Annotated in this window: 23 protein-coding genes; 16 read left to right on the forward strand and 7 right to left on the reverse strand. The window is 71.5% G+C overall.

The window, feature by feature from the left end; all coding sequences use genetic code 11:
• Positions 1–68: 68 nt before the first annotated feature.
• The 5 genes from ICC28_RS00340 to aceE all read left to right on the forward strand — a co-directional run bounded on the left by ICC28_RS00340 (position 69) and on the right by aceE (position 9044).
• Entirely contained in the window at positions 69–1595 is a 1527-nt protein-coding gene (locus ICC28_RS00340; RefSeq protein WP_188286290.1) for a leucyl aminopeptidase, read from the forward strand.
• Between the two features lie 326 nt (positions 1596–1921).
• On the forward strand, positions 1922–3310 hold the full coding sequence (lpdA, locus tag ICC28_RS00345; RefSeq protein ID WP_188286291.1) for a dihydrolipoyl dehydrogenase: 1389 nt from the start codon (positions 1922–1924) through the stop codon (positions 3308–3310).
• Between the two features lie 61 nt (positions 3311–3371).
• A complete protein-coding gene (sucB, locus tag ICC28_RS00350) occupies positions 3372–5150 on the forward strand; it encodes a 2-oxoglutarate dehydrogenase, E2 component, dihydrolipoamide succinyltransferase (protein WP_188286292.1) in 1779 nt (592 codons plus the stop codon).
• A 174-nt stretch (positions 5151–5324) separates the two neighbouring features.
• A complete protein-coding gene (locus ICC28_RS00355) occupies positions 5325–5957 on the forward strand; it encodes a GntR family transcriptional regulator (RefSeq protein ID WP_188286293.1) in 633 nt (210 codons plus the stop codon).
• Positions 5958–6341: 384 nt separating this feature from the next.
• Positions 6342–9044 carry a pyruvate dehydrogenase (acetyl-transferring), homodimeric type gene (gene aceE, locus ICC28_RS00360; protein ID WP_188286294.1) on the forward strand — a complete coding sequence of 901 codons (2703 nt, stop codon included), beginning with the start codon at positions 6342–6344 and terminating at the stop codon, positions 9042–9044.
• A 72-nt stretch (positions 9045–9116) separates the two neighbouring features.
• Here the strand turns inward: aceE and ICC28_RS00365 are convergent, their stop codons facing one another.
• On the reverse strand, positions 9117–9257 hold the full coding sequence (locus ICC28_RS00365; protein WP_188286295.1) for a methionine/alanine import family NSS transporter small subunit: 141 nt from the start codon (positions 9255–9257) through the stop codon (positions 9117–9119).
• Positions 9257–10825, reverse strand: coding sequence for a sodium-dependent transporter (locus ICC28_RS00370; protein WP_188286296.1), 1569 nt, complete (start codon positions 10823–10825; stop codon positions 9257–9259). The genes ICC28_RS00365 and ICC28_RS00370 overlap by 1 nt, the downstream gene beginning before the upstream one ends.
• A gap of 135 nt (positions 10826–10960) precedes the next feature.
• On the opposite strand from ICC28_RS00370, the gene ICC28_RS00375 reads away from it, so the two are divergent.
• Together ICC28_RS00375 and ICC28_RS00380 are read left to right on the forward strand one after the other, a co-directional pair.
• A complete protein-coding gene (locus ICC28_RS00375) occupies positions 10961–11935 on the forward strand; it encodes a helix-turn-helix transcriptional regulator (RefSeq protein WP_188286297.1) in 975 nt (324 codons plus the stop codon).
• Between the two features lie 101 nt (positions 11936–12036).
• A complete protein-coding gene (locus tag ICC28_RS00380) occupies positions 12037–12555 on the forward strand; it encodes a DUF4240 domain-containing protein (protein WP_188286800.1) in 519 nt (172 codons plus the stop codon).
• On the opposite strand, the gene ICC28_RS00385 is transcribed toward ICC28_RS00380, so the two are convergent.
• Together ICC28_RS00385 and ICC28_RS00390 are read right to left on the reverse strand one after the other, a co-directional pair.
• Positions 12522–12713 (reverse strand): hypothetical protein, encoded by a 192-nt coding sequence (locus ICC28_RS00385; RefSeq protein WP_188286298.1) that lies wholly within the window; start codon positions 12711–12713, stop codon positions 12522–12524. The two genes, ICC28_RS00380 and ICC28_RS00385, sit on opposite strands and share 34 nt — an antisense overlap.
• 88 nt (positions 12714–12801) lie before the next feature.
• Positions 12802–13608, reverse strand: a complete 807-nt coding sequence (locus ICC28_RS00390; RefSeq protein WP_223188168.1) for a peptidoglycan recognition protein — start codon at positions 13606–13608, stop codon at positions 12802–12804.
• A gap of 175 nt (positions 13609–13783) precedes the next feature.
• On the opposite strand from ICC28_RS00390, the gene ICC28_RS00395 reads away from it, so the two are divergent.
• Positions 13784–14977 carry a MarP family serine protease gene (locus ICC28_RS00395; RefSeq protein WP_188286300.1) on the forward strand — a complete coding sequence of 398 codons (1194 nt, stop codon included), beginning with the start codon at positions 13784–13786 and terminating at the stop codon, positions 14975–14977.
• Between the two features lie 144 nt (positions 14978–15121).
• Here ICC28_RS00395 and ICC28_RS00400 read toward each other — a convergent pair whose 3' ends face one another.
• Positions 15122–15619, reverse strand: a complete 498-nt coding sequence (locus tag ICC28_RS00400) for a GNAT family N-acetyltransferase (RefSeq protein WP_188286301.1) — start codon at positions 15617–15619, stop codon at positions 15122–15124.
• Positions 15620–15689: 70 nt separating this feature from the next.
• On the opposite strand from ICC28_RS00400, the gene ICC28_RS00405 reads away from it, so the two are divergent.
• On the forward strand, positions 15690–16586 hold the full coding sequence (locus tag ICC28_RS00405) for a TIGR01777 family oxidoreductase (protein ID WP_188286302.1): 897 nt from the start codon (positions 15690–15692) through the stop codon (positions 16584–16586).
• Positions 16587–16759: 173 nt separating this feature from the next.
• Positions 16760–18079, forward strand: coding sequence for an NAD(P)/FAD-dependent oxidoreductase (locus tag ICC28_RS00410; RefSeq protein WP_188286303.1), 1320 nt, complete (start codon positions 16760–16762; stop codon positions 18077–18079).
• A 22-nt stretch (positions 18080–18101) separates the two neighbouring features.
• On the opposite strand, the gene ICC28_RS00415 is transcribed toward ICC28_RS00410, so the two are convergent.
• Positions 18102–19538 (reverse strand): regulator, encoded by a 1437-nt coding sequence (locus ICC28_RS00415; RefSeq protein ID WP_188286304.1) that lies wholly within the window; start codon positions 19536–19538, stop codon positions 18102–18104.
• A gap of 235 nt (positions 19539–19773) precedes the next feature.
• Between ICC28_RS00415 and lipB the strand changes: the two genes are divergently transcribed.
• The 4 genes from lipB to ICC28_RS00435 all read left to right on the forward strand — a co-directional run bounded on the left by lipB (position 19774) and on the right by ICC28_RS00435 (position 22876).
• Positions 19774–20571: a lipoyl(octanoyl) transferase LipB gene (gene lipB, locus ICC28_RS00420; RefSeq protein WP_188286305.1), complete on the forward strand. Its 798-nt coding sequence runs from the start codon at positions 19774–19776 to the stop codon at positions 20569–20571.
• Between the two features lie 137 nt (positions 20572–20708).
• Entirely contained in the window at positions 20709–21668 is a 960-nt protein-coding gene (gene lipA, locus ICC28_RS00425; protein ID WP_188286306.1) for a lipoyl synthase, read from the forward strand.
• Positions 21669–21925: 257 nt separating this feature from the next.
• On the forward strand, positions 21926–22126 hold the full coding sequence (locus tag ICC28_RS00430; protein WP_188286307.1) for a hypothetical protein: 201 nt from the start codon (positions 21926–21928) through the stop codon (positions 22124–22126).
• Positions 22127–22174: 48 nt separating this feature from the next.
• Positions 22175–22876 (forward strand): DUF4191 domain-containing protein, encoded by a 702-nt coding sequence (locus tag ICC28_RS00435; protein WP_188286308.1) that lies wholly within the window; start codon positions 22175–22177, stop codon positions 22874–22876.
• A gap of 85 nt (positions 22877–22961) precedes the next feature.
• Here ICC28_RS00435 and ICC28_RS00440 read toward each other — a convergent pair whose 3' ends face one another.
• Entirely contained in the window at positions 22962–23429 is a 468-nt protein-coding gene (locus ICC28_RS00440; RefSeq protein ID WP_188286309.1) for an RDD family protein, read from the reverse strand.
• Positions 23430–23627: 198 nt separating this feature from the next.
• Between ICC28_RS00440 and glnA the strand changes: the two genes are divergently transcribed.
• Both glnA and ICC28_RS00450 read left to right on the forward strand, forming a co-directional pair.
• Positions 23628–25037 carry a type I glutamate--ammonia ligase gene (glnA, locus tag ICC28_RS00445; RefSeq protein ID WP_188286310.1) on the forward strand — a complete coding sequence of 470 codons (1410 nt, stop codon included), beginning with the start codon at positions 23628–23630 and terminating at the stop codon, positions 25035–25037.
• 100 nt (positions 25038–25137) lie between these two features.
• Positions 25138–25401, forward strand: a complete 264-nt coding sequence (locus ICC28_RS00450; protein ID WP_188286311.1) for a hypothetical protein — start codon at positions 25138–25140, stop codon at positions 25399–25401.
• The last annotated feature ends 66 nt before the right edge of the window (positions 25402–25467 follow it).

The raw sequence follows: 25467 nt of genomic DNA on the forward strand, positions 1-25467 counted from the left end.
CGTCGGGCCCGGTCGACCCTTATTTTTCGGCCACAGCAACTTCACATCGGAAGCGAGATTTCACCACCGTGACTGCTCTCACTCTCAGCACCGCCGCGGCGGCCGGCCTGCGGGCCGACGCGATCGTGATCGGTGTCGCCAAGGGCGCCAAGGGACCCGTCGTCGCACCGGGCGCGGAAGCCGTGGACAAGGGGTACGACGGCAGGCTCGCCGCCGTCCTGGAGACCCTCGGCGCCTCCGGCGGCGAGGGCGAGGTGACCAAGCTCCCCGCGCCGGCCGGCTTCAAGGCGCCGCTCGTGGTCGCCGTCGGCCTCGGCGCGGAGCCCGAGAAGGACGCCCAGTACGACGCCGAGGCGCTGCGCCGGGCCGCCGGTGCCGCCGCCCGCGCCCTGGCCGGCAGCAAGAAGGCCGCCTTCGCGCTGCCGCTGGCCGACGCCGCCGACGCCGGCGCCGTCGGGGAGGGCGTGCTGCTCGGCGCCTACTCCTTCGACTCCTACAAGGACGCCGGCAAGGACGCCAAGGCCAAGAACGGCAAGGCGCCGCTCGCCGAGGCCGCCCTGCTCGGCGGCAAGCCCCGCGACAAGGCGTACAAGGCGGCGCTGGAGCGCGCGACCGCCGTCTCCGAGGAGCTCAACCGCGCCCGCGACCTGATCAACACCCCGCCCAACGACCTCAACCCCGAGTCCTTCGCCGCGATCGCCCAGGCCGCGGCCAAGGAGCACGGCATCAAGGTGCAGGTCCTCGACGTCAAGGCGTTGGAGAAGGGCGGCTACGGCGGCATCCTCGGCGTCGGCTCCGGCTCGGCGGCCGGCCCGCGCCTGGTGAAGCTGTCGTACACCTCCTCCAAGGCCAAGAAGCACCTCGCGTTCGTCGGCAAGGGCATCACCTACGACTCGGGCGGCATCTCGCTCAAGCCGGCCGGCCACAACGAGACCATGAAGTGCGACATGAGCGGTGCGGCGGCGGTCTTCGCCGCCGTGGTCGCCGCCGCGCGCCTCGGCCTCGAGGTCAACGTCACCGGCTGGCTGGCGCTCGCCGAGAACATGCCGTCGGGCACCGCCACCCGCCCGGGTGACGTGCTGCGCATGTTCAGCGGCAAGACGGTGGAGGTGCTCAACACCGACGCCGAGGGCCGGCTGGTCCTGGCGGACGCGCTGTGGGCGGCGTCCGCGGAGAAGCCGGACGCCATCGTGGACGTGGCCACGCTGACCGGCGCGATGATGCTGGCGCTGGGCAACCGGACGTTCGGGATCATGGCGAACGACGACGCGTTCCGCTCCGCGCTGCACGAGGCCGCGGAGGAGGTGGGCGAGCCGGCGTGGCCGATGCCGCTGCCGGAGCACCTGCGCAAGGGCATGGACTCGCAGGTCGCCGACATCGCGAACATGGGCGAGCGGATGGGCGGCGGTCTGGTCGCCGGTCTGTTCCTGCGGGAGTTCGTGGGCGAGGGCATCACCTGGGCGCACCTGGACATCGCGGGTCCGGCCTTCAACGAGGGCGGGCCGTTCGGGTACACGCCCAAGGGCGGTACGGGGACGGCCGTGCGGACGCTGGTGCGGGTCGCGGAGCTGACCGCGGCCGGCGATCTGGGCTGATGACATCGACGGGGCCTCGCGCGCGGGTAGAGCGAGGCCCCGTCGCCCACGGACTGGGAACGTGCTGTCCGACGGCGGCTGCGGGTCCGTTGTGGCTGGTCGCGCAGTTTCCCGCGCCCCTGAGTACGTCCCCTCACCCCCGTTACAAGTGAGCGTGGTACGTCTCACAGCCTGGCCCGGCGTCTCCTCCGCCCCCGACAAGTGCGAAGATGGGCTCGGCAGGACAGGGCCCCCACCACAGGGCCGAAGAGAAGAGCGGCCGGACACCCAGCCGCCGCCCGGTCACTGGAGACCGGCGTACGGCGCACATGCATGGAGGACGTGACGTGGCGAACGACGCCAGCACCGTTTTCGACCTAGTGATCCTCGGCGGTGGTAGTGGCGGTTACGCCGCGGCCCTGCGCGGGGCGCAGCTGGGCCTGGACGTCGCCCTGATCGAGAAGGACAAGGTCGGCGGCACCTGCCTGCACCGGGGCTGCATCCCCACCAAGGCCCTGCTGCACGCGGGCGAGATCGCCGACCAGGCCCGCGAGAGCGAGCAGTTCGGCGTGAAGGCCACCTTCGAGGGCATCGACATCGCCGGGGTCCACAAGTACAAGGACGGCGTGATCGCCGGCCTGTACAAGGGCCTGCAGGGTCTGGTCGCCTCCCGCAAGGTGACGTACATCGAGGGTGAGGGCCGGCTGTCCTCCCCCACCTCCGTCGACGTGAACGGCCAGCGGATCCAGGGCCGCCACGTCCTGCTGGCGACCGGCTCCGTGCCGAAGTCGCTGCCGGGCCTGGAGATCGACGGCAACCGGATCATCTCCTCGGACCACGCCCTCGTCCTGGACCGCGTGCCGAAGTCCGCGATCATCCTGGGCGGCGGTGTCATCGGCGTCGAGTTCGCCTCGGCGTGGAAGTCCTTCGGCTCCGAGGTCACCGTCATCGAGGGCATGAAGCACCTCGTCCCGGTCGAGGACGAGAACTCCTCCAAGCTTCTTGAGCGCGCGTTCCGCAAGCGCGGCATCAAGTTCAACCTGGGCACCTTCTTCCAGAAGGCCGAGTACACCCAGGACGGTGTGAAGGTCACCCTCGCCGACGGCAAGGAGTTCGAGGCCGAGGTGCTGCTGGTCGCCGTCGGCCGCGGCCCGGTCTCGCAGGGCCTGGGCTACGAGGAGCAGGGCGTCGCGATGGACCGCGGCTACGTCCTGGTCGACGAGTACATGCGCACCAACGTCCCGACCATCTCCGCCGTCGGCGACCTCGTCCCGACGCTCCAGCTCGCGCACGTCGGCTTCGCCGAGGGCATCCTGGTGGCGGAGCGTCTGGCCGGTCTCAAGACCGTCCCGATCGACTACGACGGTGTCCCCCGCGTGACCTACTGCCACCCGGAGGTCGCCTCCGTGGGCATCACCGAGGCCAAGGCCAAGGAGATCTACGGTGCGGACAAGGTCGTCGCTCTGAAGTACAACCTGGCGGGCAACGGCAAGAGCAAGATCCTGAACACCGCGGGCGAGATCAAGCTCGTCCAGGTGAAGGACGGTGCCGTGGTCGGCGTCCACATGGTCGGCGACCGCATGGGTGAGCAGGTCGGCGAGGCCCAGCTGATCTACAACTGGGAGGCGCTGCCGGCCGAGGTCGCCCAGCTCATCCACGCCCACCCGACGCAGAACGAGGCGCTCGGCGAGGCCCACCTGGCCCTGGCCGGCAAGCCGCTGCACGCGCACGACTGATCCCTCGGTCGACGAACGCGACGACACAGACTTCCGCAATCCGTTAGGAGCAACCGAAACCATGGCGGTTTCCGTAACCCTTCCGGCGCTCGGTGAGAGCGTCACCGAGGGCACTGTCACCCGCTGGCTGAAGGCCGAGGGCGAGCGCGTCGAGGCCGACGAGCCGCTGCTGGAGGTGTCGACCGACAAGGTCGACACCGAGATCCCGGCCCCGGCCGCCGGCGTTCTGGCGTCCATCAAGGTCGCCGAGGACGAGACCGTCGAGGTGGGCGCCGAGCTGGCGATCATCGACGACGGCACGGGCGCGCCCGCCGCTGCCCCGGCCCCGGCCGCCGAGGAGGTCGCCCCGCCGGCCCCCGAGCCGGCCCCGGCCGCCCAGCCGTCCACCGAGCAGGCGGCTCCGGCCCCGGCTCCCACCGCCGAGGCCTCCGCCGGTGGCGGTTCCGCCGAGGGCACGGACGTCGTCCTGCCCGCGCTCGGCGAGTCCGTCACCGAGGGCACCGTCACCCGCTGGCTGAAGTCGGTCGGTGACAGCGTCGAGGCCGACGAGCCGCTGCTGGAGGTGTCGACCGACAAGGTCGACACCGAGATCCCCGCCCCGGCCGCCGGTGTGCTGCTGGAGATCGTGGTCGGCGAGGACGAGACCGCCGAGGTCGGCGCCAAGCTCGCCGTCATCGGCGCTCCGGGTGCCGCCCCGGCCGCCGCCGAGCCCGCGGCTCCCGCCGCCCCGGCTCCGGCTCCGGCCGCCCCCGCTGCCCCGGCCGCGCCCGCCGCTCCGGCTCCGGCCGCCCCGGCCGCCGCCGCTCCGGCTCCGGTCCAGCCCGCTGCCCCGGCCGCTCCGGCTCCGGTCACCCCGGCCCCGGCCGCTCCGGCCCCGGCCGCTCCGGCGCCCGCCGCGACCGCCGGTGACGACGGCGCCTACGTCACCCCGCTGGTGCGCAAGCTCGCCGCCGAGAACGGCGTCGACCTGGCCGCCGTCAAGGGCACCGGCGTCGGTGGCCGTATCCGCAAGCAGGACGTCATCGCCGCCGCCGAGGCCGCGAAGGCCGCCGCTTCGGCTCCGGCCGCCGCCGCTGCCGCCCCGGCCGCCAAGAAGGCGCCGGCCCTGGAGGCCTCTCCCCTCCGTGGCCAGACCGTCAAGATGCCGCGCATCCGCAAGGTCATCGGCGACAACATGGTCAAGGCGCTGCACGAGCAGGCGCAGCTGTCCTCGGTCGTCGAGGTCGACGTCACGCGTCTGATGAAGCTGCGCGCCCGTGCCAAGGACGCGTTCGCGGCTCGTGAGGGCGTCAAGCTCTCCCCGATGCCGTTCTTCGTCAAGGCCGCGGCCCAGGCGCTGAAGGCCCACGCGCCGATCAACGCCAAGATCAACGAGGCCGAGGGGACCATCACCTACTTCGACACCGAGAACATCGGTATCGCGGTGGACTCCGAGAAGGGCCTGATGACCCCGGTCATCAAGAACGCCGGTGACCTCAACCTCGCCGGTATCGCCAAGGCCACGGCCGACCTGGCGGGCAAGGTCCGGGCCAGCAAGATCACGCCGGACGAGCTGTCGGGCGCGACCTTCACCATCTCCAACACCGGTTCGCGCGGTGCGCTCTTCGACACGATCATCGTGCCGCCGGGCCAGGTCGCGATCCTCGGCATCGGCGCCACGGTCAAGCGCCCGGCCGTCCTGGAGACGGAGGAGGGCACGGTCATCGCCGTCCGCGACATGACGTACCTGACCCTGTCCTACGACCACCGTCTGGTGGACGGCGCCGACGCGGCCCGTTACCTGACCGCGGTCAAGGCGATCCTGGAGGCGGGCGAGTTCGAGGTCGAGCTCGGCCTCTGACGCCTCCCGGCGTGACGCGTCGGTGCCCCCGTTCGGAGCTGATCCGGGCGGGGGCACCGTCGTATCCCCGTGTAAGTCTCGTCTCACCTGCATGAAAGCGCCCCTGTGCGCCTCTCCGGGGCGGGCCCCCGGCCTTATTGTCTAGGGGTCAAACGCTCGCCGTAAGGAGCCCTCATGACCGCGCCCGTCGTCCACTCGCTGCGCGAACAGATCCGCGAGCACATCCTGGAAGGGATCATCAGCGGACGCTGGCAGCCGGGCGAGCGGATCGTGGAGCGGCGGATCGCGACCGAGCTGGAGGTCTCGCAGACGCCGGTGCGGGAGGCGTTGCGCGAACTGGAGTCGCTGCGGCTGATCGAGTCGGCGCCCAACAAGGGCGTACGGGTGCGGAATCTGACCGCCGCGGACCTGGAGGAGAGCTACCCCGTCCGGGCCGGTCTGGAGGCCATCGCGGCGGAGCTGGCGGCGGGGCGGCTGGCGGAGGACTGCTCGGCGCTGGAGCCGCATGTCGCCGCGCTGTACGAGGCCGACCGGAACGCGGACGGGACGGCTCAGGTGCGGCACACGGTGGGGTTCCACCGGGAGCTGGTGCGGGCGGCCGGGAACTCGGTGCTGCTGCACACCTGGGAGGGGCTGGGGATCGAGGTGTTCACCGCCCTGTCCATCCGGTGGCTGGGGACGGTGCAGCAGTCGTACGCGGAGGAGCACGAGGAGCTGGTGCAGGCGTTCCGGCGACGGGATCCCCGGATCGCCGAGCTGGTGAAGGCCCACGTACTGGGCTGCGCCCCGCGTCACGAAGGGGAGTAGGCGCCGTCGCCGGGGTGGGGTGCGCGGCCCGGCGCCGGCGGGGTGCCGCCTTTCTTTGGCAGCGGGGCCGCCCCAGGCGGCACGCATGCCCGCAGGCCCGTGCGCTCAGCGGCTCATCTGCACCCGACCCACGCTCAGACGTGCCCTCACCTGCAAAAACGGGCCTCTTCAAGGTCACCCGGTGCCACCGTCGGAGGCACCGCGTGCCTACTTTCTCGTGATCAAGAGGTTTTTGTCCTCAACCCTTTGATCGATCATCGATCAGGGAGTTACAGTCGCCGACGGGCTTGCCACCCGAGCCCCACGCCCTGTCCTGCCAAAGACCAAGGGCACCCCGAACCCTTACCGATGAGGGAACCCCCTTCGACTGAGGAAGGCGGCGACATGACCGACCCCAACGCCATCCAGCCGAGCGAGCTCGACCAGCTCCACGACCGTGACCCCGAGGAGACCGCCGAATGGCAGGCCTCCCTGGACGCGGTCGCCAAGGCTGCCGGCCCGCACCGTGCGGCTTATCTGATGCGCCGCACGCTGGAGCGCGCGGAGGGCACTGGCGTCGCGCTGCCCAAGCTCCTGGAGACGGACTACGTCAACACCATCCCGACCGCCGCCGAGCCCGCCGTGCCCGGTGACCCGGAGATGGAAGCCCGCATCACCGCGTGGAACCGCTGGAACGCGGCCGCCATGGTGACCCGCGGCTCGAAGTACGGCGTCGGCGGCCACATCGCCACCTTCGCCTCCGCCGCGTGGCTGTACGAGACCGGCTTCAACCACTTCTTCAAGGGCAAGGAGGCCGACGGGTCCGGCGACCAGCTCTACATCCAGGGCCACGCCTCCCCCGGCATCTACGCCCGCGCCTTCCTCGACGGCCGGCTGAACGAGTCCCACCTGGACAACTTCCGCCAGGAGGCGGGCGGCAACGGCCTCCCGTCGTATCCGCACCCGCGCCGGCTGCCCTGGCTGTGGGAGTTCCCGACCGTGTCCATGGGGCTCGGTCCGCTCTCCGCCATCTACCAGGCGCGCTTCAACCGCTACCTGACCAACCGCGGCATCAAGGACGTCTCCGCCTCGCACGTGTGGGCGTTCCTCGGCGACGGCGAGATGGACGAGCCCGAGTCCACGGCGGCTCTGGCGCTCGCCTCCCGCGAGGGTCTCGACAACCTGACCTTCGTCATCAACTGCAACCTGCAGCGCCTCGACGGCCCGGTCCGCGCGAACTTCAAGATCGTGCAGGAGCTGGAGGCCCAGTTCCGCGGCGCCGGCTGGAACGTCGTCAAGACGCTGTGGGGCTCGGCCTGGGACGAGCTGTTCCGCCTCGACACCACGGGCGCGCTGGTACGCCGCCTGCGCGAGGTACCGGACGCGCAGGTCCAGACGTACCAGACCCGCGACGCCGCCTACATCCGCCAGGACTTCTTCGGCAAGGACCCGGCGCTCGTCGAGATGGCGAAGCTGCTCAGCGACGACAAGATCCTCGAGGTCTTCCACTTCTCCCGCGGCGGTCACGAGGCCCGCAAGGTCTACGCCGCGTACAAGGCGGCCCTGGACCACAAGGGCGCGCCGACCGTGATCCTGGCCCAGACGGTCAAGGGCCACACCCTCGGCGAGGGCTTCGCGTCGAAGAACGCCAACCACCAGATGAAGAAGCTGACGGTGGACGAGTTCAAGACGATGCGTGATCTTCTCGAACTGCCGATCAAGGACAGCGACTTCGTCGACGGCCAGGTCCCCTACGGCCACCCGGGCGCCGACTCCCCCGAGGTGCGCTACCTCCAGGAGCGCCGCGCGGCCCTCGGCGGTCCCGCCCCGGCCCGCCGTACGCACGCGCTGGCCCCGCTGCCGGCCCCCGCCGAGAAGGCCTTCGCCGCCTTCGACAAGGGCTCCGGCTCGCAGAACGTGGCGACCACCATGGCGTTCGTCCGCCTGGTCAAGGACCTGGTCCGCGACAAGGAGAGCGGCAAGCGCTGGGTGCCGATCGTGCCGGACGAGGCCCGCACCTTCGGTATGGAGAGCCTCTTCCCCTCCCTCGGCATCTACTCGCCCAAGGGCCAGACGTACGAGCCGGTCGACCGCGACCAGCTGATGTACTACAAGGAGGCCAAGAACGGCCAGATCCTCAACGAGGGGATCACCGAGGCCGGTTCGATGGCCGACTTCATCGCCGCGTCCACCGCGTACTCCACGCACGGTGAGGCGATGATCCCGTTCTACATCTTCTACTCGATGTTCGGCTGGCAGCGTACGGCCGACCAGATGTGGCAGCTCGGCGACCAGCTCGGCCGCGGCTTCCTCATCGGCGCGACCGCCGGCCGGACGACGCTGACCGGCGAGGGCCTGCAGCACGCCGACGGCCACTCCCCCGTCATCGCCGCGACCAACCCGGCCGCGCTGACGTACGACCCGGCGTTCGCCTACGAGGTCGCCGCCATCGTCAAGGACGGTCTGCGCCGGATGTACGGCGAGGCCGCGCCGGGCGAGGACCCGAACGTCTTCTACTACCTGACGGTCTACAACGAGCCGCTGCCGCAGCCCGCGAAGCCGGCCGGGCTCGGCATCGACGAGGGCATCGTCAAGGGCCTGTACCGCTTCAACACGGCGGAGTCGGCGGGTCTGTCGCCGGTGGCCAACGCGCCGCGGATCCAGCTGCTGGGCTCCGGCACGGCGATCCACTGGGCGCTCAAGGCGCAGCGGATGCTCGCCGAGGAGTGGGGCGTGGCCGCGGACGTGTGGTCGGCGACGTCCTGGACCGAGCTGCGGCGGGACGCCCTGGAGGCGGACGCGGCGCTGCTGCGGGGCGAGGAGCGGGTGCCGTACGTCCGTCAGGCGCTGCAGGGTGCCGACGGGCCGGTGCTGGCGGTCTCCGACTACATGCGTCAGGTCCCGGACCAGATCGCGCAGTGGGTCGAGCAGGACTACTCGTCGCTGGGCGCCGACGGCTTCGGTCTGTCGGACACCCGTGAGGCGGCCCGCCGTCACTTCGGTGTCGACGCCGAGTCGATCGTCGTGGCGGCCCTGGCCCAGCTCGCCAGGCGCGGTGAGGTCAAGGCGACCTCGGTGAAGGAGGCGCGCGAGCGCTACGGCCTGTAGTCAGGACGTGAACGGCGGCCCCCGCGGTGTACAGAGCACCGCGGGGGCCGCCGTTCTGCTTGTCGCGGGGTTCTACTCCGCGTGCGGGATCGCCTCCTCCTCGGGGTCCGGGCCCGGGTCGGGATGGCGGCGGAGCTGGATGATGGCCAGCACCAGACCGCCCCAGACGATGAGAATCGCGATGAGCATCATGATGACGGCGCCTGCGGACATCAGCGGTCCTCCTTTCCGTGCCCGTGCTGCCTGCGGTGGGCCTCGGCCTCCTCGGCGGTCTCCATGTCCAGGTCGATCAGACCGCCGCGGGCGGCCTTCCACGGGATCAGGGAGAGCAGTACGCCGACGGCCAGCGCGCCGATGGCCACGCTCCAGCCGGCGCCCACCAGGAACCCGGTGGAGTAGCCCTCGTAGTTCTCGTCGAACTCGTCGCGCAGGCTGTCGATCATCATCCAGCCCAGGACGACCGGGGTGATGACGCCGAGGCAGATCCGCCACCAGCGGCCGAGCTGTACGGCGGAGGTGGCGTCGGCGTCCCGCTGGAGCTCGGGCAGCTTGCGCATCAGCCAGGCCACCGCGATCACGCCGGCGAGCGCGGCCAGGGCGATGCCGTACTGGTTGATGAAGTGGTCGGAGACGTCGAGGAGATAGACGCCCTCGTTGGTCGGGAACAGCAGGATGGAGGCGAGTGCCACGGCACCGCCGACGCCGAAGACGGCCGGGATGCGGTGCAGGCCGGTGCGGTCCTGCACGGCGGAGACGACCACCTGCACGATGGAGATCAGCGAGGAGAGCCCGGCGATCACCAGCGAGACGAAGAAGATCACGCCGAACAGTCCGCCGAGCCACATCTCGGAGATGATCGTCGGGAAGGCCACGAAGGCCAGTCCCAGGCCGGCGGTGGCCACCTCGTCGACCGGTACGCCCGCGCTCTGCGCCATGAAGCCCAGGGTGGCGAAGACGCCGATGCCGGCGAGGATCTCGAAGGAGCTGTTGGCGAACCCGGCGACCAGCGCGGAGCCGGTGAGGTCGGCACGACGGCGCAGGTAGGACGCGTACGTGACCATGATGCCGAAGCCGATCGACAGCGAGAAGAAGATCTGGCCGTAGGCGGCCACCCAGACGCTGCCGTTGCCGAGTTCGGACCAGTCGGGCCGGAAGAAGGCGTCCAGGCCCTCGGCCGCGCCGTCCAGGGTGAGGGCCCGGACGACCAGGGCGACGAAGAAGACCACCAGCAGCGGGATGAAGACCTTGTTGGCCTTCTCGATGCCGCGCCGGATGCCGAAGGCCAGGATGACCAGCACCACCACCCAGACGGCGATGAGCGGCCACACCACCCCGGAGACGTATCCGGAGACGAAGCCGGGCTTGTCGGCGGCCTTGAGGAAGGTGCCGAACAGGAAGCCCTCCGGGTCGTCGCCCCAGGCCTGGTCGGCGGAGAAGCCGACGTAGCGGACGGCCCAGGCGATGATGACGGCGTAGTAGGTGGCGATCACGAAGGAGATCGCCACCTGCCACCAGCCGAGCACTTCCGCCGGGCGGGCCATCTGCCGCAGTGCGGCGGGGGGCGAGGTCCGGTATCTGCGCCCGATCACGTACTCCATGATCAGCAGTGGGATACCGGCGGTGAGCAGGGCGATGAGGTAGGGGAAGAGGAAGGCGCCGCCGCCGTTGTCGTAGGCGACGGCGGGGAAGCGCCAGATGTTGCCAAGACCGATGGCGGAGCCGATGGCCGCCAGCAGGAATCCGGTGCGTGTGGCCCATTGTTCGCGGGGTTGTTTCGCCATGTGTCTGTCCCGTCGACGGACGTCCCGAGGTGGACTGCTGAACCCGGGGTGAGCTGCCTCGACGCTAACAGCGGTGGCGGGGGGATCACAGGGTGCGCAGGACCAGGCAGGTGACGGGGCGGCAGAATGGGGGCCATGCGCGCCGCCCGGCTCATCAAGATGGTCCTGCTGCTCCAGTCCCGGCCCTCCATGACCGCGGCGGAGCTGGCGCGGGAGCTGGAGGTCTCCGAGCGGACCGTCACCCGGGACGCGCAGGCGCTGTCCGAGGCGGGCGTTCCGGTGTACGCGGACCGGGGGCGGGTCGGCGGGTACCGGCTGATCGGCGGGTACCGGACGCGGCTGACGGGGCTGGCGCGGAGCGAGGCCGAGGCGCTGTTCCTGAGCGGGGTGCCGGGGGCGCTGCGGGAGATGGGGCTTGAGGACGCGGCCTCGGCGGCGCGGCTGAAGGTGTCGGCGGCGCTGCTGCCGTCGCTGCGGGACGCCTCGCGGACGGCGGGGCAGCGGTTCCATCTGGACGCGCCCGACTGGTTCAAGGAGCCGAAGACGCCCGCGCTGCTGTCCGCCGTCGCCGACGCGGTGTGGGACGACCGGCGGATCACGGCGGTGTACCGGCGGGGCGAGGGCGAGGTGCGCCGGGTGCTGGAGCCGTACGGGCTGGTGCTGAAGGCGGGCGTCTGGTACCTGTGCGCGCGGGTCGCCGGGCACGGCGCCTACCGGGTCTACCGGATCGAGCGGTTCACGGCGGTGGAGGCGGGCGAGGACCGGTTCGAGCGGGACGAGGAGTTCTCCCTGCCGGCGTTCTGGGACGAGCGGGCCGAGCAGTTCGCGCGCTCCATCCTCCGTGCCGAGGTCGTCGTACGGCTGTCCGGGGCGGGTGTGCGCCGGCTGCGGTACGTCGTCGATCCGCAGGCCGCCCGTGAGGCGCTGGCGGCGGCGGGTGCGGCGGACGACGACGGGTGGGTGACGGTGACGCTCCCGGTGGAGTCCGAGGACGTCGCGCACAGCCAGCTGGCGGGTCTGGGCCCCGAGGTCGAGGTACTCGCTCCGGCGAGCCTGCGCGCCCGCTTCGCGAGCGACGCCGTGCGGCTCGCCGCCCTGTACGGCGCCTGAGCGGGCGCGCCCGCAACGATCCGCACGGAGCCGGCCCGCCCATAACAATCCGCCCCACTCCACGTGCGCCCCACCCGTGGAGGGCCGATGCTTGACCCGTGATGGACGAGACGGAGTTCTGGGAGCTCGTGGACGCCGCCCGCGAGGCCGCCGAGGGCGACCCCGAGGAGCAGGCCGACCTGCTCGTGGACCGGCTGCTGCAGCTGGACCCGGAGATGGTGCTCGACTTCGCCCGTCACTTCGAGGCCCGCTACAACCGCGCGTACACCTGGGACCTGTGGGGCGCCGCCTGGGTGCTGCTGGACGGGGCCAGCGACGACGCCTTCGACTTCTTCCGTTGCTGGCTGATCGGCCAGGGCCGGGAGGTCTACGAGGGCGGCGTCCACGATCCCGACTCGCTGGCCGAGCTGCTGGGCGAGTTCGACGAGGAGCTGGACGGCGACGGCGAGGAGCTGGGCTACGCGGCCGACGAGGCCTACGAGCAGCTCACCGGCGTGGTGGCGCCCGACCTCGGCATTCCGCCCGCGTCCGCGGAGCCGGCCGGCACGCCGGTCGACTTCGAGAACGAGCGGGCGCTGGCCGAGCGCTATCCCAGGCTCTGGGAGCGCTTCCGGGGCTGATCCGGCAGGTAGGCCTGCGTCTGCTCGGCCTTCGGCCCGTGGTGCAGCGGCGCCCTGTTGGACTGGTCGAGCGCGGACGCCGTGACGGCCGCCGGCCCCAGGACGACGGCCGCGACCGCACAGACCACCGTCCACATCCGCGCACTCCTGCTGCTCATGATCCCCACCTCCGGTCGGCTTGTTTCCCCGAGTCTGGGGTGGCGGGTTCTGAGCGCCCTTCGGATCCGCTGTGGTGTTCCTGTGGGCTCAGGGACGCCCCTGGTAGCGGGCCGCCCGCTCCCGGATCCAGGGCAGGTGGGCGCTGAGGGCGGCGCCGGGGCAGTCGGTCATGTATCCGGCGTCGTGTCCGGCGAGCGCGGGCAGGGTGGCGGTGGTACCGGACGGGTACCGGCTGAGGTTGTTGCTGGAGACCAGGGAGACCTTCGCGCGCGGGTCGGTGCCGGACAGGCCGAGCTTCCAGGCGGCCAGCGCGGCGATCGCGTCGGTCATGGCCCGCGGCACCTCCGCGCCCGCGGTGAACGTGCCGAGGGCGGCGATGCCGGCGGTGCGGTGGTTGAAGCCCTGGGTGTGCGCCCCGGTGACGGGCCGGTCCACGCCGCCCGCGCGGCCCTCGTAGATGGTGCCGCAGCGGTCGACGAGGAAGTTGTAGCCGATGTCGTCCCAGTCCCGGGGTCCCGTCTGGCCCGCGTAGAGGTGGCGGATGATACGGGGGGCGTCGGCGCAGTCGTAGCCGCCCGGCGAGTCGGTGTGGTGGACGAAGACGGCGACGACCTGGTCGTCGTAGCGCGGTGGCGGCTGGTCGCGGCGGGTGGCCTCGTCCAGCCAGACCGAGCGGGGCACGATGTGCGGGCGGGCGGCGGAGTGGGCGGCGGGGCGGGCCGCGAGGGGGCGGGCGGTGGCCCGTTCCACGCCGCTCGCGCACAGTCCCAGCGCGACGACGGCGGCGGCCCCGGGCAGACAGCCCAGCAGGACCCGGGCCGCGCCGGGTATTCGGGAGGCACGGCGGCGTCGTGCCTCCCGCGTTCTTCGCACCACCGTCCGGAAGACACGCATGGTCCCACTGTCGGTCCGTTCCGTTGCGCCCGCGATGTGTGCTGTGCCACCCGGTGGAACCATCGTCCTGGTCCGTGACGTTTCCGGGGTACACGCGCGCGCATGCGTCCGTGTGGTGGCTGATCACCGGGCCCGTCCCGTGCGTACTGGAGGGCCCGAGAGAAAGGCGGCTGGCGTGGACCTGCTCGACATCCTGCTGTTGCTGGCGATCGCGGCGTACGCGGTGTCCGGTTACCGGCGCGGTCTGGTCGCGGGGTGTGTCTCGCTCGCCGGTTTCGTGGGCGGCGCGGCGATCGGCGTGTGGGTCCTGCCGTGGGTGATGGATCTGGTCACGGCGGGGACGACGACGGCGACGGTGACGGCGGTGCTGACGGTGCTGGTGCCGGCGGCGGTGGGGCACGAGCTGGCGGGGCGGCTGGCGCTCAGGCTGCGCCGGGAGCTGGGCCGGGCCAGTCTCGGTCCGCTGCGGGTGGCCGACGGGGTCGGCGGGGCGGTGGCCAACGCGGTGGCCGTGCTGATCGTGGCGTGGGTGGCGGCGAGTGTGCTGGCCGCGTCCTCCTCGCCGCTGCTGACCTCCGCGATCCGGGACTCGCGGCTGCTGGGGACCGTGCAGGACGCGATGCCGGACACCACCCCGGCGTGGTTCTCGCGGGCCACGTCAGCGCTGACCCAGGCGGGCTTCCCGCAGGTCTTCAACCCGTTCGAGAACGAGTCGACCGCCGAGGTCGCCCGGCCCACCGGGGACAGCGTCACCGCGGCGGCCACGAACGCCGCCAAGCTGAGCACGGTGAAGATCGAGGGCTCCTCGGGCACCCAGGGCCGCGAGGGCAGCGGCTTCGTGTACGCGCCGCGGCATGTGATGACCAACGCCCATGTGGTGGCCGGCATCGACGAGCCGAGTGTGCGGGTCGGCGGGGTCGGGCGGGCGTACGCCTCGCGGGTGGTGCTCTTCGACCCGGAGAAGGACGTGGCGGTGCTGTACGTGCCCGAGCTGAGGGCGCCGGTGCTGAGGTGGAACGACAGCGCGGCGCGCGGGGACGCGGCGGTGGTCGCCGGCTATCCGGAGGACGGCGGCCTGAACCTGCAGGCGGCGACCGTGGCGAACCGGGTGCGGGCGACGGGCCAGAACATCTACAACGACGGGAACGTCACCCGCGAGATCTACTCGATCCGCTCCACGGTCCGCCCGGGCAACTCCGGCGGCCCGCTGCTGACCACCGACGGCCGGGTGTACGGCGTGGTCTTCGCCCGGTCCACCACGGACGCCGAGACCGGCTACGTGCTGACCGCGGCCGAGGTCGCCGAGGACGCCGAGCGGGCGGCGAACGCTACGGCGCCGGTGGACACGGGCGAGCTGATCACGTCGTAGAGCGGTGCTCTGCCCGATGATGGGAGGCCCCTCACCTCCGGGAGACGCCCGTGACCGTGTTCTTCGTGATCTCGCTGCTCCTGGCGGGAGCCGCCCTGTTCGTGGCGGCGCGCCGACGCCGTGCGAAGGCCGCCGCCGACCAGGTCAGAGACTGCGCCCCATGACGACGTCGTCGACATAGGCGCCGTCCAGGCGGAACTCCTCCGGCAGCACGCCCTCGACGACGAAGCCCTCGGCCTCGTACAGCTTGCGGGCAGCGGTGTTGTGGCCGAGGACGCGCAGGGTGAGACGGCGGGCGCCGCGGCGGCGGGCCTCCTCGACCGCGGCGCGGACGAGCGCCCGTCCGACCCCGCGGCCGCGGGCCTCCTCCGCGACGGCGAGCCCCTGGATCTGGCGCACGTGCGCGTTGGAGGCGAGCGGGGTGGGGAAGGCGAGTCTGATGTAGCCGACGATGCGGCGGTCGAGTTCGGCGACGAGATGGTCGTGGGGCGGGTGGCGCTCGTCGAAGAAGGAGCGGTGGGGCTGCGGAGGGGGCGTGACCGCGTGCAGCGTGGACCAGGTGACACGGTCCAGGACGGCCAGCTCCTCCTCGTCGTCGGGGAGGGCGGTGCGTATGTGCGGGGGCTTGAGGGACTCGGCCATGGCGGTCACCCTACGACGCCGACAGGCTGGACCGACCAGGCATTTTTGACGGCGGACGGAGGATCGGACCATGAAGTTCTCAAGAGTCGCGGTGGCGGGCGCGTCCGGGCTCATCGGCGGTGCGCTGGTGCGCTCGCTGACGGCGGACGGGCACGAGGTGGTGCGTCTGGTGCGGCGCGCGCCGCGGTCGAAGGACGAGGTCCGCTGGGACCCCGAGGGCGGTCACGTCGACGCGGCCGGGCTCGCCGGGTGCGAGGCGGTGGTCAACCTGGCGGGCGCGGGCGTGGGCTCGCGGCGCTGGACGGACGCCTACAAGGCGCGGATCAGGTCCAGCCGGGTGCGGGGCACGGCCGCGCTCGCGGAGGCGGTGGCCTCCCTGCCCGAGCCGCCGCGCGTCTTCGTCAACGGCAGCGCGATCGGCTACTACGGCGAGACCGGCGACCGGATCGTCGACGAGGACGCCCCGGCCGGAAGCGGCTTCCTGCCCGAGGTGTGCGTGGCGTGGGAGGGCGCGGCGGCGCCGGCGCGGGAGGCGGGCGTGCGGACGGTGTTCGTGCGGACGGGGCTGGTGGTGGCGCGCGAAGGCGGGGCCTGGGGGCGGCTGTTCCCGTTGTTCCGGGCCGGTCTTGGCGGGCGGTTGGGCGACGGGCGGCAGTACTGGTCGTTCGTCTCGCTGCACGACGAGGTGGCGGCCGTCCGGCATCTGATGGAGACCGACGGCCTGTCGGGGCCGTTCAACGTCACCGCGCCGAACCCGCTGACGAACCGTGAGATCACCGCGGCGATGGGCCGGGTGCTGCACCGGCCGACGCCGTTCCCGGTGCCCGCGCCGGTGCTGCGGACGGTGCTGGGCGAGATGGCCGGTGATGTGCTGGGCAGTCAACGGGTGGTGCCGAAGCGGCTGTTGGAGTCGGGGTTCACGTTCGCGTTCCCGGACATCGAGGGGGCGGTCCGGTCCGCCCTGTGATGCCGTACGGACCTCCCCCGCTGTCCGTATGCGACCGCCGTGCGACCGTGCCCTGTCGATGCGCGACTGCCCCTGACCGATCACGGGCCTAACCTCGACCCGAACTCGGGTATCCCCGGAGCCAGTTGGGGGCATGACGTCTCCACCGGTCGCGCAACCTCGAGGAGGGGCACGTGCTTGAGCCCGCGTACCAGGCGGATGTCGTCGTCGTGGGAGCCGGGGTTGCCGGGCTCTCCGCCGCGCATCGGCTGACCAGCGCAGGAGTGAGGACCGCGGTCCTGGAGGCCGCCCACGGGGTGGGCGGCCGGATGTCGACCGAGAAGGTCGACGGCTTTCGGCTCGACCGCATCGGACAGCTGCTGTCCACGTCGTATCCCCAACTAGGCCTGGCGCCCTGGCCGGCCGCGCTCGAACTGCGTACGTTCGCGCCGGGGGTGCTGCTGCACTCCGACGGCCGCCGGCACCGGGTGAGCACTCCGGCGGCCCCCCGGAGCGCGAGAGGCGCACTCCACGCGGTGCGCGCCCTGGCGAGCGCCCCCCGGTTCGCGGGGACGCCCGCCGAGTCGGGCGCGGTCCGGCTGCGCGCCGAACTCGCCCGGTGCGCGGGCACGCCCGCCGAACGGCTGCTGGCCCGCCCCGAGTCGTCCGCCGCGCAGGCCCTCGCGGCCCGCGGCGTGCCCGCCCGCACGGTCGACGGCTTCCTGCGCCCCCTGCTGGCGGCCCTGCTGTGCGACCCGGACCTGACGACGTCCAGCCGGTGCGCGGACCTCGCGCTGCACGCCTTCGCGAGCGGGCGGCTGTGCCTGCCGGAGGGCGGCGCCGAGGCCCTGCCGGAGCTGCTCGCCCGCTCGCTGCCGCCCGGCACGGTGCACACCGGGGTGCGGGTCACCTCCGTCTCCACGACCTCGGTCGGCACGGCCGAGCACGGCGAGATCGCCTGTCGTGCCGTCCTGCTGGCGACCGACGCGCGGACCGCCGCCGCACTGCTGCCCGGACTGCGCGTCCCGGACTTCCACCCGGTGACCGTGGTCCACCACACGACGGACGAGCCGCCCACCACCGGCGCCTCGCTGCTGCTGGACGCGGACCGGGGCGGACCGGTCGCGCACACGGCGGTGATCAGCGCGGTCGACCCGACCCGCGCCCCCGCCGGCCGCGCCCTGATCTCCTCCACGGTCCTCGGCACTCCCCCGGCCGACCTCGACACGGCCGTCCGCACCCACCTGGCCCGCCTGTACGGCACCTCCACCGCCCGCTGGGAGACGCTCGCCGTCCACCACACCGCCGAGGCCGTCCCCGCCATGCGCCCCCCGCACGACCCGCGCCGCCCGGTACGCCTCATGGCGGGCCTGTACGTCTGCGGCGACCACCGGGACACCAGCACCGTCCAGGGCGCCCTGCGCTCGGGCCGGCGGGCGTCGGAGGCGGTCCTGACGGACCTGGGCGCGGCGGGACCGATGCACAGGGCGGACCCGCTGCCGCGGGCGGCGTGAGCCGTGTGGGCCGCGTGGGCCGTTACCCCAGTGCCGCCACCTTGTCCCGGTACCCCCTGACCGGTGCCGCGTCCTTGTAGGGTTCCAGCCTCCGCTCGAAGTCCCTGACGTACTCGATCGCCCGCACCGACCTCATCTCCGCCGCGGCGCCCGCGGCCTCCGCACCCAGCGCGCAGGCCTGATCGAGCTCGCCCAGACCGAGCCGGGCGGAGGCGAGGACGACCCGGCAGAACAGCCGGCTGCGGGCGAACGCGGGCGCGCGCAACTGCAGCGACCGCTCCGCGTGCTGCGCGGCCGCCCGGAACTGCTGGAGGTCCCGGTGGCAGTGGCCGAACTCGTCCGCGAGCTGCGCCTCGTCGAAGAAGCGTGCCCAGTACGGCACCTCGTCGCCGGGCCGGGCGGCTTCGAGGGCGCGCTCGGCACGGACGAGGGAGGCCGTGCAGGCCCGCACCTCGCCCAGCACCCCGTGCCCGCGCGCCTCGGCCGAGTGCAGCAGCGCCTGGACGACGGGCGGGGCGTTGGTCCCGACGCCCTGCTGCGCCACCCGGGCCAGTTGCACGGCCTCCCGTCCGTGCCCGAGGTAGACCGCCTGACGGCTCATGGTGACCAGCACGTACGAGCCGTAGGGCCGGTCCCCCGCCGCCTGCGCCAGCCGCAGCGACTGGACGTAGTACCGCTGCGCGAGCCCGTGCGCGGCGATGTCGTACGAGGTCCAGCCCGCGAGCCGGGTGAGGTCGGCGGCGGCGGCGAACAGCCGGCGGCCGGTCTGCTCGCCGTAGGTGCCGCGCAGCATCGGCTCGCACTCGTGCTCCAGGTAGCGCACGAGGGCCTGCCGGGCGTGCCCGCCGCCGTACATGTTGTCGAGGGTGCGGAAGAGCTCGGCCACCGAGCGCAGGGCGGAGATGTCGCCGCCGGTGACCTTCTGGCCGGGGCCGCGCGCGGCCTGGCCCCGCTGGCGGGGCACCCCCGGGCGGCCCTGGACGGGGATGCGGACGGGGACGTCGACGCGGGCGACCTTGTCGTCGGCGCGGCCGATCAGCCAGTCGCGGCTGGGCACGACCAGGCCGGCCGGGGTGAAGGCGATCTTGCGGAGTTCGGCGTGGCTGCCGGAGTCCTTGCGCCACAGGCCGCTGACGATGTCGACGGCCTCCTCGGGGGTGGCGGCGAACTCCAGGCCCGCGTAGACGGGCGCGCAGGCGTCGAGGCCGAGGTCCTGGGCGGTGAGCCGGCGGCCGAGGCGGCGGGTGAAGACCTCGGCGATGAGGGCGGGGGTGGTGCCGCGGGGCTGCTGCCCGCGCAGCCACCGGGTCACGGATGTCTTGTCGTATCTGAGGTCCAGCCCGTGTTCGAGACCGAGCTGGTCGACTCGACGGGCGAGCCCCGCGTTGGAGAACCCCGCTTCTGCGATGAGCGCGGCGAGCTGGCGGTTGGGAGTGCGCTGCGCGGGTCGTTCCGTCATCTGCGGTGCGGTCTCCTGCCTTCCAGGCCGTGTACCTGCCCGGATTGCCTGTGAGCAGCCGTTTTGGCCTCTCGCGAACGGCGCGAATGTAGCGGAGAGTGAGCAGGGCATCGCACACTTCGACACCCGTTCATCCGATCGTGTGAGGATTGGCCGCTTCGCTGACGTTCGACCGGCGGTCGTACAGTGGCGTAGGCACCCTTCGTGCCTTACGACGTCCAGGGAGGCGCTTGCCGTGAGTGAGTTGCGGTTCGTCCGTATGGGGTTCGGTGCGGACGCCGTCGAGTACCAGGAGGCGTGGGACGAGCAGCGCCGGGTGCACGCGGCCCGGTTCGCCGACGAGATCCCCGACACCGTGCTGCTCCTCGAGCACCCGCCGGTCTACACGGCCGGCCGGCGCACGGAGGAGAGCGAGCGGCCGCTCGACGGCACCCCGGTCATCGACGTGGACCGCGGCGGCAAGATCACCTGGCACGGGCCGGGGCAGCTGGTCGGCTACCCCATCCAGAAGCTGCCGCGTCCGGTGGATGTCGTGGCACACGTCCGCCGGCTGGAGGAGGCGCTCATCCGCACGTGTGCGGAGTTCGGCCTGGAGGCCACCCGGGTCGAGGGCCGCAGCGGGGTGTGGGTGCTCGGCGACCCCGTCGAGCGGCGCCCCGCCGTCGGAGGACTCTCCCTCGACTTCGACCCCCGTCTGCACGACGACGAGTTCGACCCGCGCCTGAACGGCCCCGAGTACGCTCCGTCCAACGCGGGCCAGCGCCGCGAGGACCGCAAGATCGCGGCGATCGGGATCCGGGTGGCCAAGGGCGTCACCATGCACGGCTTCTCGTTCAACGTGAACCCGGACAACAAGTGGTTCGACCGGATCATCCCCTGCGGGATCCGGGACGCGGGCGTCGCCTCGCTCGCCGACGAACTCGGCCGGGACGTCACGATCGACGAGGTGCTGCCGGTCGTCGAGCGGCACCTGAGAGACGTCCTGGAGAACGCGGACCTCAAACCGCGGGAGATCGAGAAGACGACCGTCTGATCGGGGAATGGACCCCCGAGGCCACAGGTTGGCCTCCCCAGGGGGACCGCACAACCACGGGCGTACCCTGGTGTACGCCGAAGAATCGAAGTCACAGGGAGCCGGTCGTGTCCGCAGTCGCACCCGACGGGAAGCAAATGCCAAGCCCTGACGGGCGGCGATTGCTGCGCCTAGAGGTCCGCAACAGCCAGACCCCCATCGAGCGCAAGCCCGAGTGGATCAAGACCCGGGCGAAAATGGGTCCCGAGTACACCGCGATGCAGAAGCTCGTGAAGAGCGAGGGCCTGCACACGGTCTGCCAGGAGGCCGGCTGTCCCAACATCTACGAGTGCTGGGAGGACCGCGAGGCCACGTTCCTCATCGGCGGCGACCAGTGCACCCGGCGCTGCGACTTCTGCCAGATCGACACCGGCAAGCCCGAGGCCCTCGACCGCGACGAGCCGCGCCGCGTCGGCGAGTCCGTGGTCACCATGGACCTGAACTACGCCACCATCACCGGCGTCGCCCGCGACGACCTGGAGGACGGCGGCGCCTGGCTGTACGCCGAGACCGTGCGCCAGATCCACCAGCAGACCGCCGGGCGCGAGGCCGGCCGGACCAAGGTCGAGCTGCTCGCCCCCGACTTCAACGCCGTCCCGGAGCTGCTCCAGGAGGTCTTCTCCTCCCGCCCCGAGGTCTTCGCGCACAACGTCGAGACGGTCCCGCGCATCTTCAAGCGCATCCGCCCGGGCTTCCGCTACGAGCGTTCCCTGAAGGTCATCACCGAGGCCCGGGACTACGGTCTGGTCACGAAGTCGAACCTGATCCTCGGCATGGGCGAGACCCGCGAGGAGGTCAGCGAGGCGCTCAGGCAACTGCACGAGGCGGGCTGCGAGCTGATCACCATCACGCAGTACCTGCGCCCCTCCGTGCGCCACCACCCGGTGGAGCGCTGGGTCAAGCCGCAGGAGTTCGTGGAGCTGAAGGAGGAGGCCGAGCAGATCGGCTTCTCCGGCGTGATGTCCGGCCCGCTGGTGCGCTCCTCGTACCGCGCCGGGCGCCTGTACCAGATGGCGATCGAAAAGCGCGGGACCTACGTCGCCTCGCAGGCCGTCTGATGGCACGGAGTGCCACCCTGCTCGTGTGAACCTGCGCACAAGCAACTACCGCGCGGTAGTGGCCGATTGACGCGGCTCTGGACGTCCTCGCAGTTGAGGGCGGCATCAGGGCCGCGTCAGCGTTTTCGGGCTGCTTATCAAGGCTTCATTGGCGTTTGACCGGTCGGTCACGCCCTGGTAACACCAATCAGTGACCCTGGTTGTACAGCCCGTGCACCATTAGCCAATGCCATGATTCCCGAGGGGGGACCTCCATCATGCAGGCCGCGCCCGTTCGCGCCACCGCCATCCCGTCGTTCACCGATGCACTCCGTGCCGTCGAGTCGCTGCTCATGAGCGGCGGCCAGCGCACCGCCCGCCAGAATGCCTGGACCTCCGTCCTGGAGGACCGCCGACGCGCCAAGGACCGGGTCGAGGCTCAGCGCGTCCTGGAGCAGGCGCTCACTCCCCGCGCCTGACCCGCACTGCCGTCGTCGCCACTCCGGGGGACACGTAGACTTCGTGGCATGGCGAGGAAGGACACGGCAGCGGACGCTGCGAATCCCGGGCGACTGAAGCAGATCGCCCTGACCTACAAGATGACCCGCAGGGCCGACAAGAAGATCGGTCTTGTACTCGCGGCTGTCGGCATCGGCATCTTCGGTGTTTTCCTCGCGATCGGTTTCTTGATCGGTCACCCCATCTATCTCGGCATCCTGGGCCTGCTGCTCGCCTTCCTCGGAACGGCGATCGTGTTCGGGCGCCGGGCCGAGCGGGCGGCCTTCGGGCAGATGGAGGGCCAGCCGGGCGCGGCGGCGGCCGTCCTGGACAACATCGGCCGGGGCTGGACGACGACCCCCGCGGTCGCGATGAACCGCAGCCAGGACGTGGTGCACCGGGCCGTCGGCAAGGCCGGCATCGTCCTGATCGCCGAGGGCAACCCGAACCGGGTCAAGAGCCTGCTGGCGGCCGAGAAGAAGAAGATGAACCGGATCGTCGCGGACGTGCCGGTGCACGATCTGATCGTCGGCGTCGGCGAGGGCCAGGTGGAGCTGAAGAAGCTCCGCACGACCATGCTGAAGCTGCCGCGCGTGCTCTCCGGCCCCCAGGTGACCGCGACCAACGACCGGCTGCGCGCCCTGGGTGACCTGATGAGCAACATGCCTCTGCCGAAGGGCCCGATGCCCAAGGGCATGAAACTGCCGAAGGGCGGCCCGAAGGCCCGCTGACCTGCTACGTCGAAAGGGGGCGCCCGGAGTTCACACTCCGGGCGCCCCCTTTCCCGTAGCCGGGGCGGTCCCTCCCGTATAGCGGCTAGATCCGCACCTCGACCGTGCGCGCCAGCTGGTCGTGCAGGCCGCGGCCGTCGCGGTCCCAGATCAGGGCGGGGACGGCGAGGAACAGCAGGACCGTGCGCAGCAGGGCGCGGACCGGGTGGGGGCGGCCGGTGGCGAGGGCGACCACCCGCAGGCCGAAGAGCCGCTTGCCCGGGGTGAAGCCGACCGTGCCGACCGTGAGGACCATCAGCGCGAAGAGGACGATCGGGGCCCAGAGCTGGGCCGCCTCGTTGTAGCTGTCCGCGACCAGGCCGTATGCGATCAAGAGGCACAGGCCCCAGTCCACCGCCAGGGCGCCGAACCGCCGGCCGGGGCGGGCGATCGACCCCGGCCCCTCCTCCGGCAGGCCGAGCTGCTGGCCCCGGTATCCGAAGTCGACACCGGCTTCCTCGGCGGCCGCGCGGGGGCCGGAGAGCCAGGATCCGATTGCTTGCCTCTTGTCCACGCATCCAAGGTACTGCGACCGTTTTGGGATACGGACAGGTGGGGTACGCCGGGCGATCCCCGGTTAACGTGTGCGAAACAAATGGGTCACGCCCGAGAAATCACGCGTCCCTAGGGTCGAGGTCAGCGTGTGCCACCGCACTGGCCGCACGAACGAACTACCACCCCGGCGCGGACGGTCGGGAGTAGGAGGAGCTGGATGTTCCAGAACGCCGACGAGGCCAAGAAGTTCATCGCGGACAAGGACGTCAAGTTCGTCGACGTCCGCTTCTGCGACCTGCCGGGCGTGATGCAGCACTTCACGGTGCCCGTCGAGGCGTTCGACCCGGACGAGGAGCTCGCGTTCGACGGTTCGTCGATCCGCGGCTTCCAGGCCATCCACGAGTCCGACATGGCACTGCGCGCGGACCTGTCGACCGCCCGGGTCGACCCCTTCCGCCGCGACAAGACGCTGAACATCAACTTCTTCATCCACGACCCGATCACGGGCGAGCAGTACTCCCGTGACCCGCGCAACGTGGCGAAGAAGGCCGAGGCCTACCTCGCGTCGACCGGCATCGCGGACACCGCGTACTTCGGTCCCGAGGCCGAGTTCTACGTCTTCGACAGCGTGCGCTTCTCGACCAGCGCGAACGAGAGCTTCTACCACATCGACTCCGAGGCCGGCGCCTGGAACACCGGCGCCATCGAGGAGAACCGCGGTTACAAGGTCCGCTACAAGGGCGGCTACTTCCCGGTCCCGCCGGTCGACCACTTCGCCGACCTGCGCGCCGAGATCTCCCTGGAGCTGGACCGGGCCGGTCTGAAGGTCGAGCGCCAGCACCACGAGGTGGGCACCGCCGGCCAGGCCGAGATCAACTACAAGTTCAACACGCTGCTCGCCGCCGCCGACGACCTCCAGCTCTTCAAGTACATCGTGAAGAACGTGGCCTGGCGCAACGGCAAGACCGCGACCTTCATGCCGAAGCCGATCTTCGGTGACAACGGCTCGGGCATGCACGTCCACCAGTCCCTGTGGAGCAACGGCGACCCGCTGTTCTACGACGAGGCCGGCTACGCGGGCCTGTCGGACACCGCCCGCTTCTACATCGGCGGCATCCTCAAGCACGCCCCGTCGCTGCTGGCCTTCACCAACCCGACGGTGAACTCGTACCACCGTCTGGTGCCGGGCTTCGAGGCCCCGATCAACCTGGTGTACTCGCAGCGCAACCGCTCCGCCGCGATGCGTATCCCGATCACCGGTTCGAACCCGAAGGCCAAGCGCGTCGAGTTCCGTGCGCCCGACTCCTCCGGCAACCCGTACCTGGCCTTCTCGGCGCTGCTCCTCGCGGGCCTGGACGGCATCAAGAACAAGATCGAGCCTGCCGAGCCGATCGACAAGGACCTCTACGAGCTGGCTCCCGAGGAGCACGCGAACGTCGCGCAGGTCCCGACCTCGCTCCCGGCCGTCCTCGACTCGCTGGAGGCCGACCACGAGTTCCTGCTCCAGGGCGACGTCTTCACGCCGGACCTGATCGAGACGTGGATCGACTTCAAGCGCGCGAACGAGATCGCTCCGCTGCAGCTGCGTCCGCACCCGCACGAGTTCGAGCTCTACTTCGACGTGTGATCGACGCCCGTACCGTCGGCCGGTGCCCCCGTCCCTGTTTCTCAGGGCGGGGGCACCGTCGTATCGTGGTGGTACGGCTGTTCGAGAAGGGTTGACGGGGATGTCGGAACGGGACGACGGCGACAGGGAGTTCGACATCAAGTGGGCGGACGCCGCGGAGCACAAGGAGCCCTCGGCGCGGGCCCGGATGCTGGCTGCCCGCTGGAAGGAGAACCCGCCCGACCCCGCCCCCTTCCGCGCCGACCCCGACCATGTGGCCCGGCGGCAGCGCCGGTCGGGCTGGAAGTCCGCGGCCCTGGTGTTCGGCTGTGTGGCGGCGCTGATCGTGCTGCTGGGGTATGTGAACTTCCGGGCGTCGTATTAGGGACCTTTTGCCGGCCGCGGGGACGTTCGGGACCGCGCCTTGACGGGGGTGCGGTGCACACTGGGC

The sequence above is a fragment of the Streptomyces sp. TRM68416 genome (genome assembly GCF_014596915.1).
In the GTDB taxonomy this organism is placed as follows: domain Bacteria; phylum Actinomycetota; class Actinomycetes; order Streptomycetales; family Streptomycetaceae; genus Streptomyces.

Excerpts from the sequence above, each read along its gene's own strand:
- ICC28_RS00370 (WP_188286296.1), bottom strand. The coding sequence starts at position 10,825 with ATGGCGAAACAACCCCGCGAACAATGGGCCACACGCACCGGATTCCTG.
- sucB (WP_188286292.1), top strand. The coding sequence starts at position 3,372 with ATGGCGGTTTCCGTAACCCTTCCGGCGCTCGGTGAGAGCGTCACCGAG.
- lipA (WP_188286306.1), top strand. The coding sequence starts at position 20,709 with ATGCCAAGCCCTGACGGGCGGCGATTGCTGCGCCTAGAGGTCCGCAAC.
- ICC28_RS00450 (WP_188286311.1), top strand. The coding sequence starts at position 25,138 with ATGTCGGAACGGGACGACGGCGACAGGGAGTTCGACATCAAGTGGGCG.
- ICC28_RS00375 (WP_188286297.1), top strand. The coding sequence starts at position 10,961 with ATGCGCGCCGCCCGGCTCATCAAGATGGTCCTGCTGCTCCAGTCCCGG.
- ICC28_RS00355 (WP_188286293.1), top strand. The coding sequence starts at position 5,325 with ATGACCGCGCCCGTCGTCCACTCGCTGCGCGAACAGATCCGCGAGCAC.
- ICC28_RS00405 (WP_188286302.1), top strand. The coding sequence starts at position 15,690 with ATGAAGTTCTCAAGAGTCGCGGTGGCGGGCGCGTCCGGGCTCATCGGC.
- ICC28_RS00435 (WP_188286308.1), top strand. The coding sequence starts at position 22,175 with ATGGCGAGGAAGGACACGGCAGCGGACGCTGCGAATCCCGGGCGACTG.
- aceE (WP_188286294.1), top strand. The coding sequence starts at position 6,342 with ATGACCGACCCCAACGCCATCCAGCCGAGCGAGCTCGACCAGCTCCAC.
- ICC28_RS00400 (WP_188286301.1), bottom strand. The coding sequence starts at position 15,619 with ATGGCCGAGTCCCTCAAGCCCCCGCACATACGCACCGCCCTCCCCGAC.
- ICC28_RS00390 (WP_223188168.1), bottom strand. The coding sequence starts at position 13,608 with ATGCGTGTCTTCCGGACGGTGGTGCGAAGAACGCGGGAGGCACGACGC.
- ICC28_RS00365 (WP_188286295.1), bottom strand. The coding sequence starts at position 9,257 with ATGTCCGCAGGCGCCGTCATCATGATGCTCATCGCGATTCTCATCGTC.
- glnA (WP_188286310.1), top strand. The coding sequence starts at position 23,628 with ATGTTCCAGAACGCCGACGAGGCCAAGAAGTTCATCGCGGACAAGGAC.
- ICC28_RS00415 (WP_188286304.1), bottom strand. The coding sequence starts at position 19,538 with ATGACGGAACGACCCGCGCAGCGCACTCCCAACCGCCAGCTCGCCGCG.
- ICC28_RS00430 (WP_188286307.1), top strand. The coding sequence starts at position 21,926 with ATGCAGGCCGCGCCCGTTCGCGCCACCGCCATCCCGTCGTTCACCGAT.
- ICC28_RS00380 (WP_188286800.1), top strand. The coding sequence starts at position 12,037 with ATGGACGAGACGGAGTTCTGGGAGCTCGTGGACGCCGCCCGCGAGGCC.
- ICC28_RS00385 (WP_188286298.1), bottom strand. The coding sequence starts at position 12,713 with ATGAGCAGCAGGAGTGCGCGGATGTGGACGGTGGTCTGTGCGGTCGCG.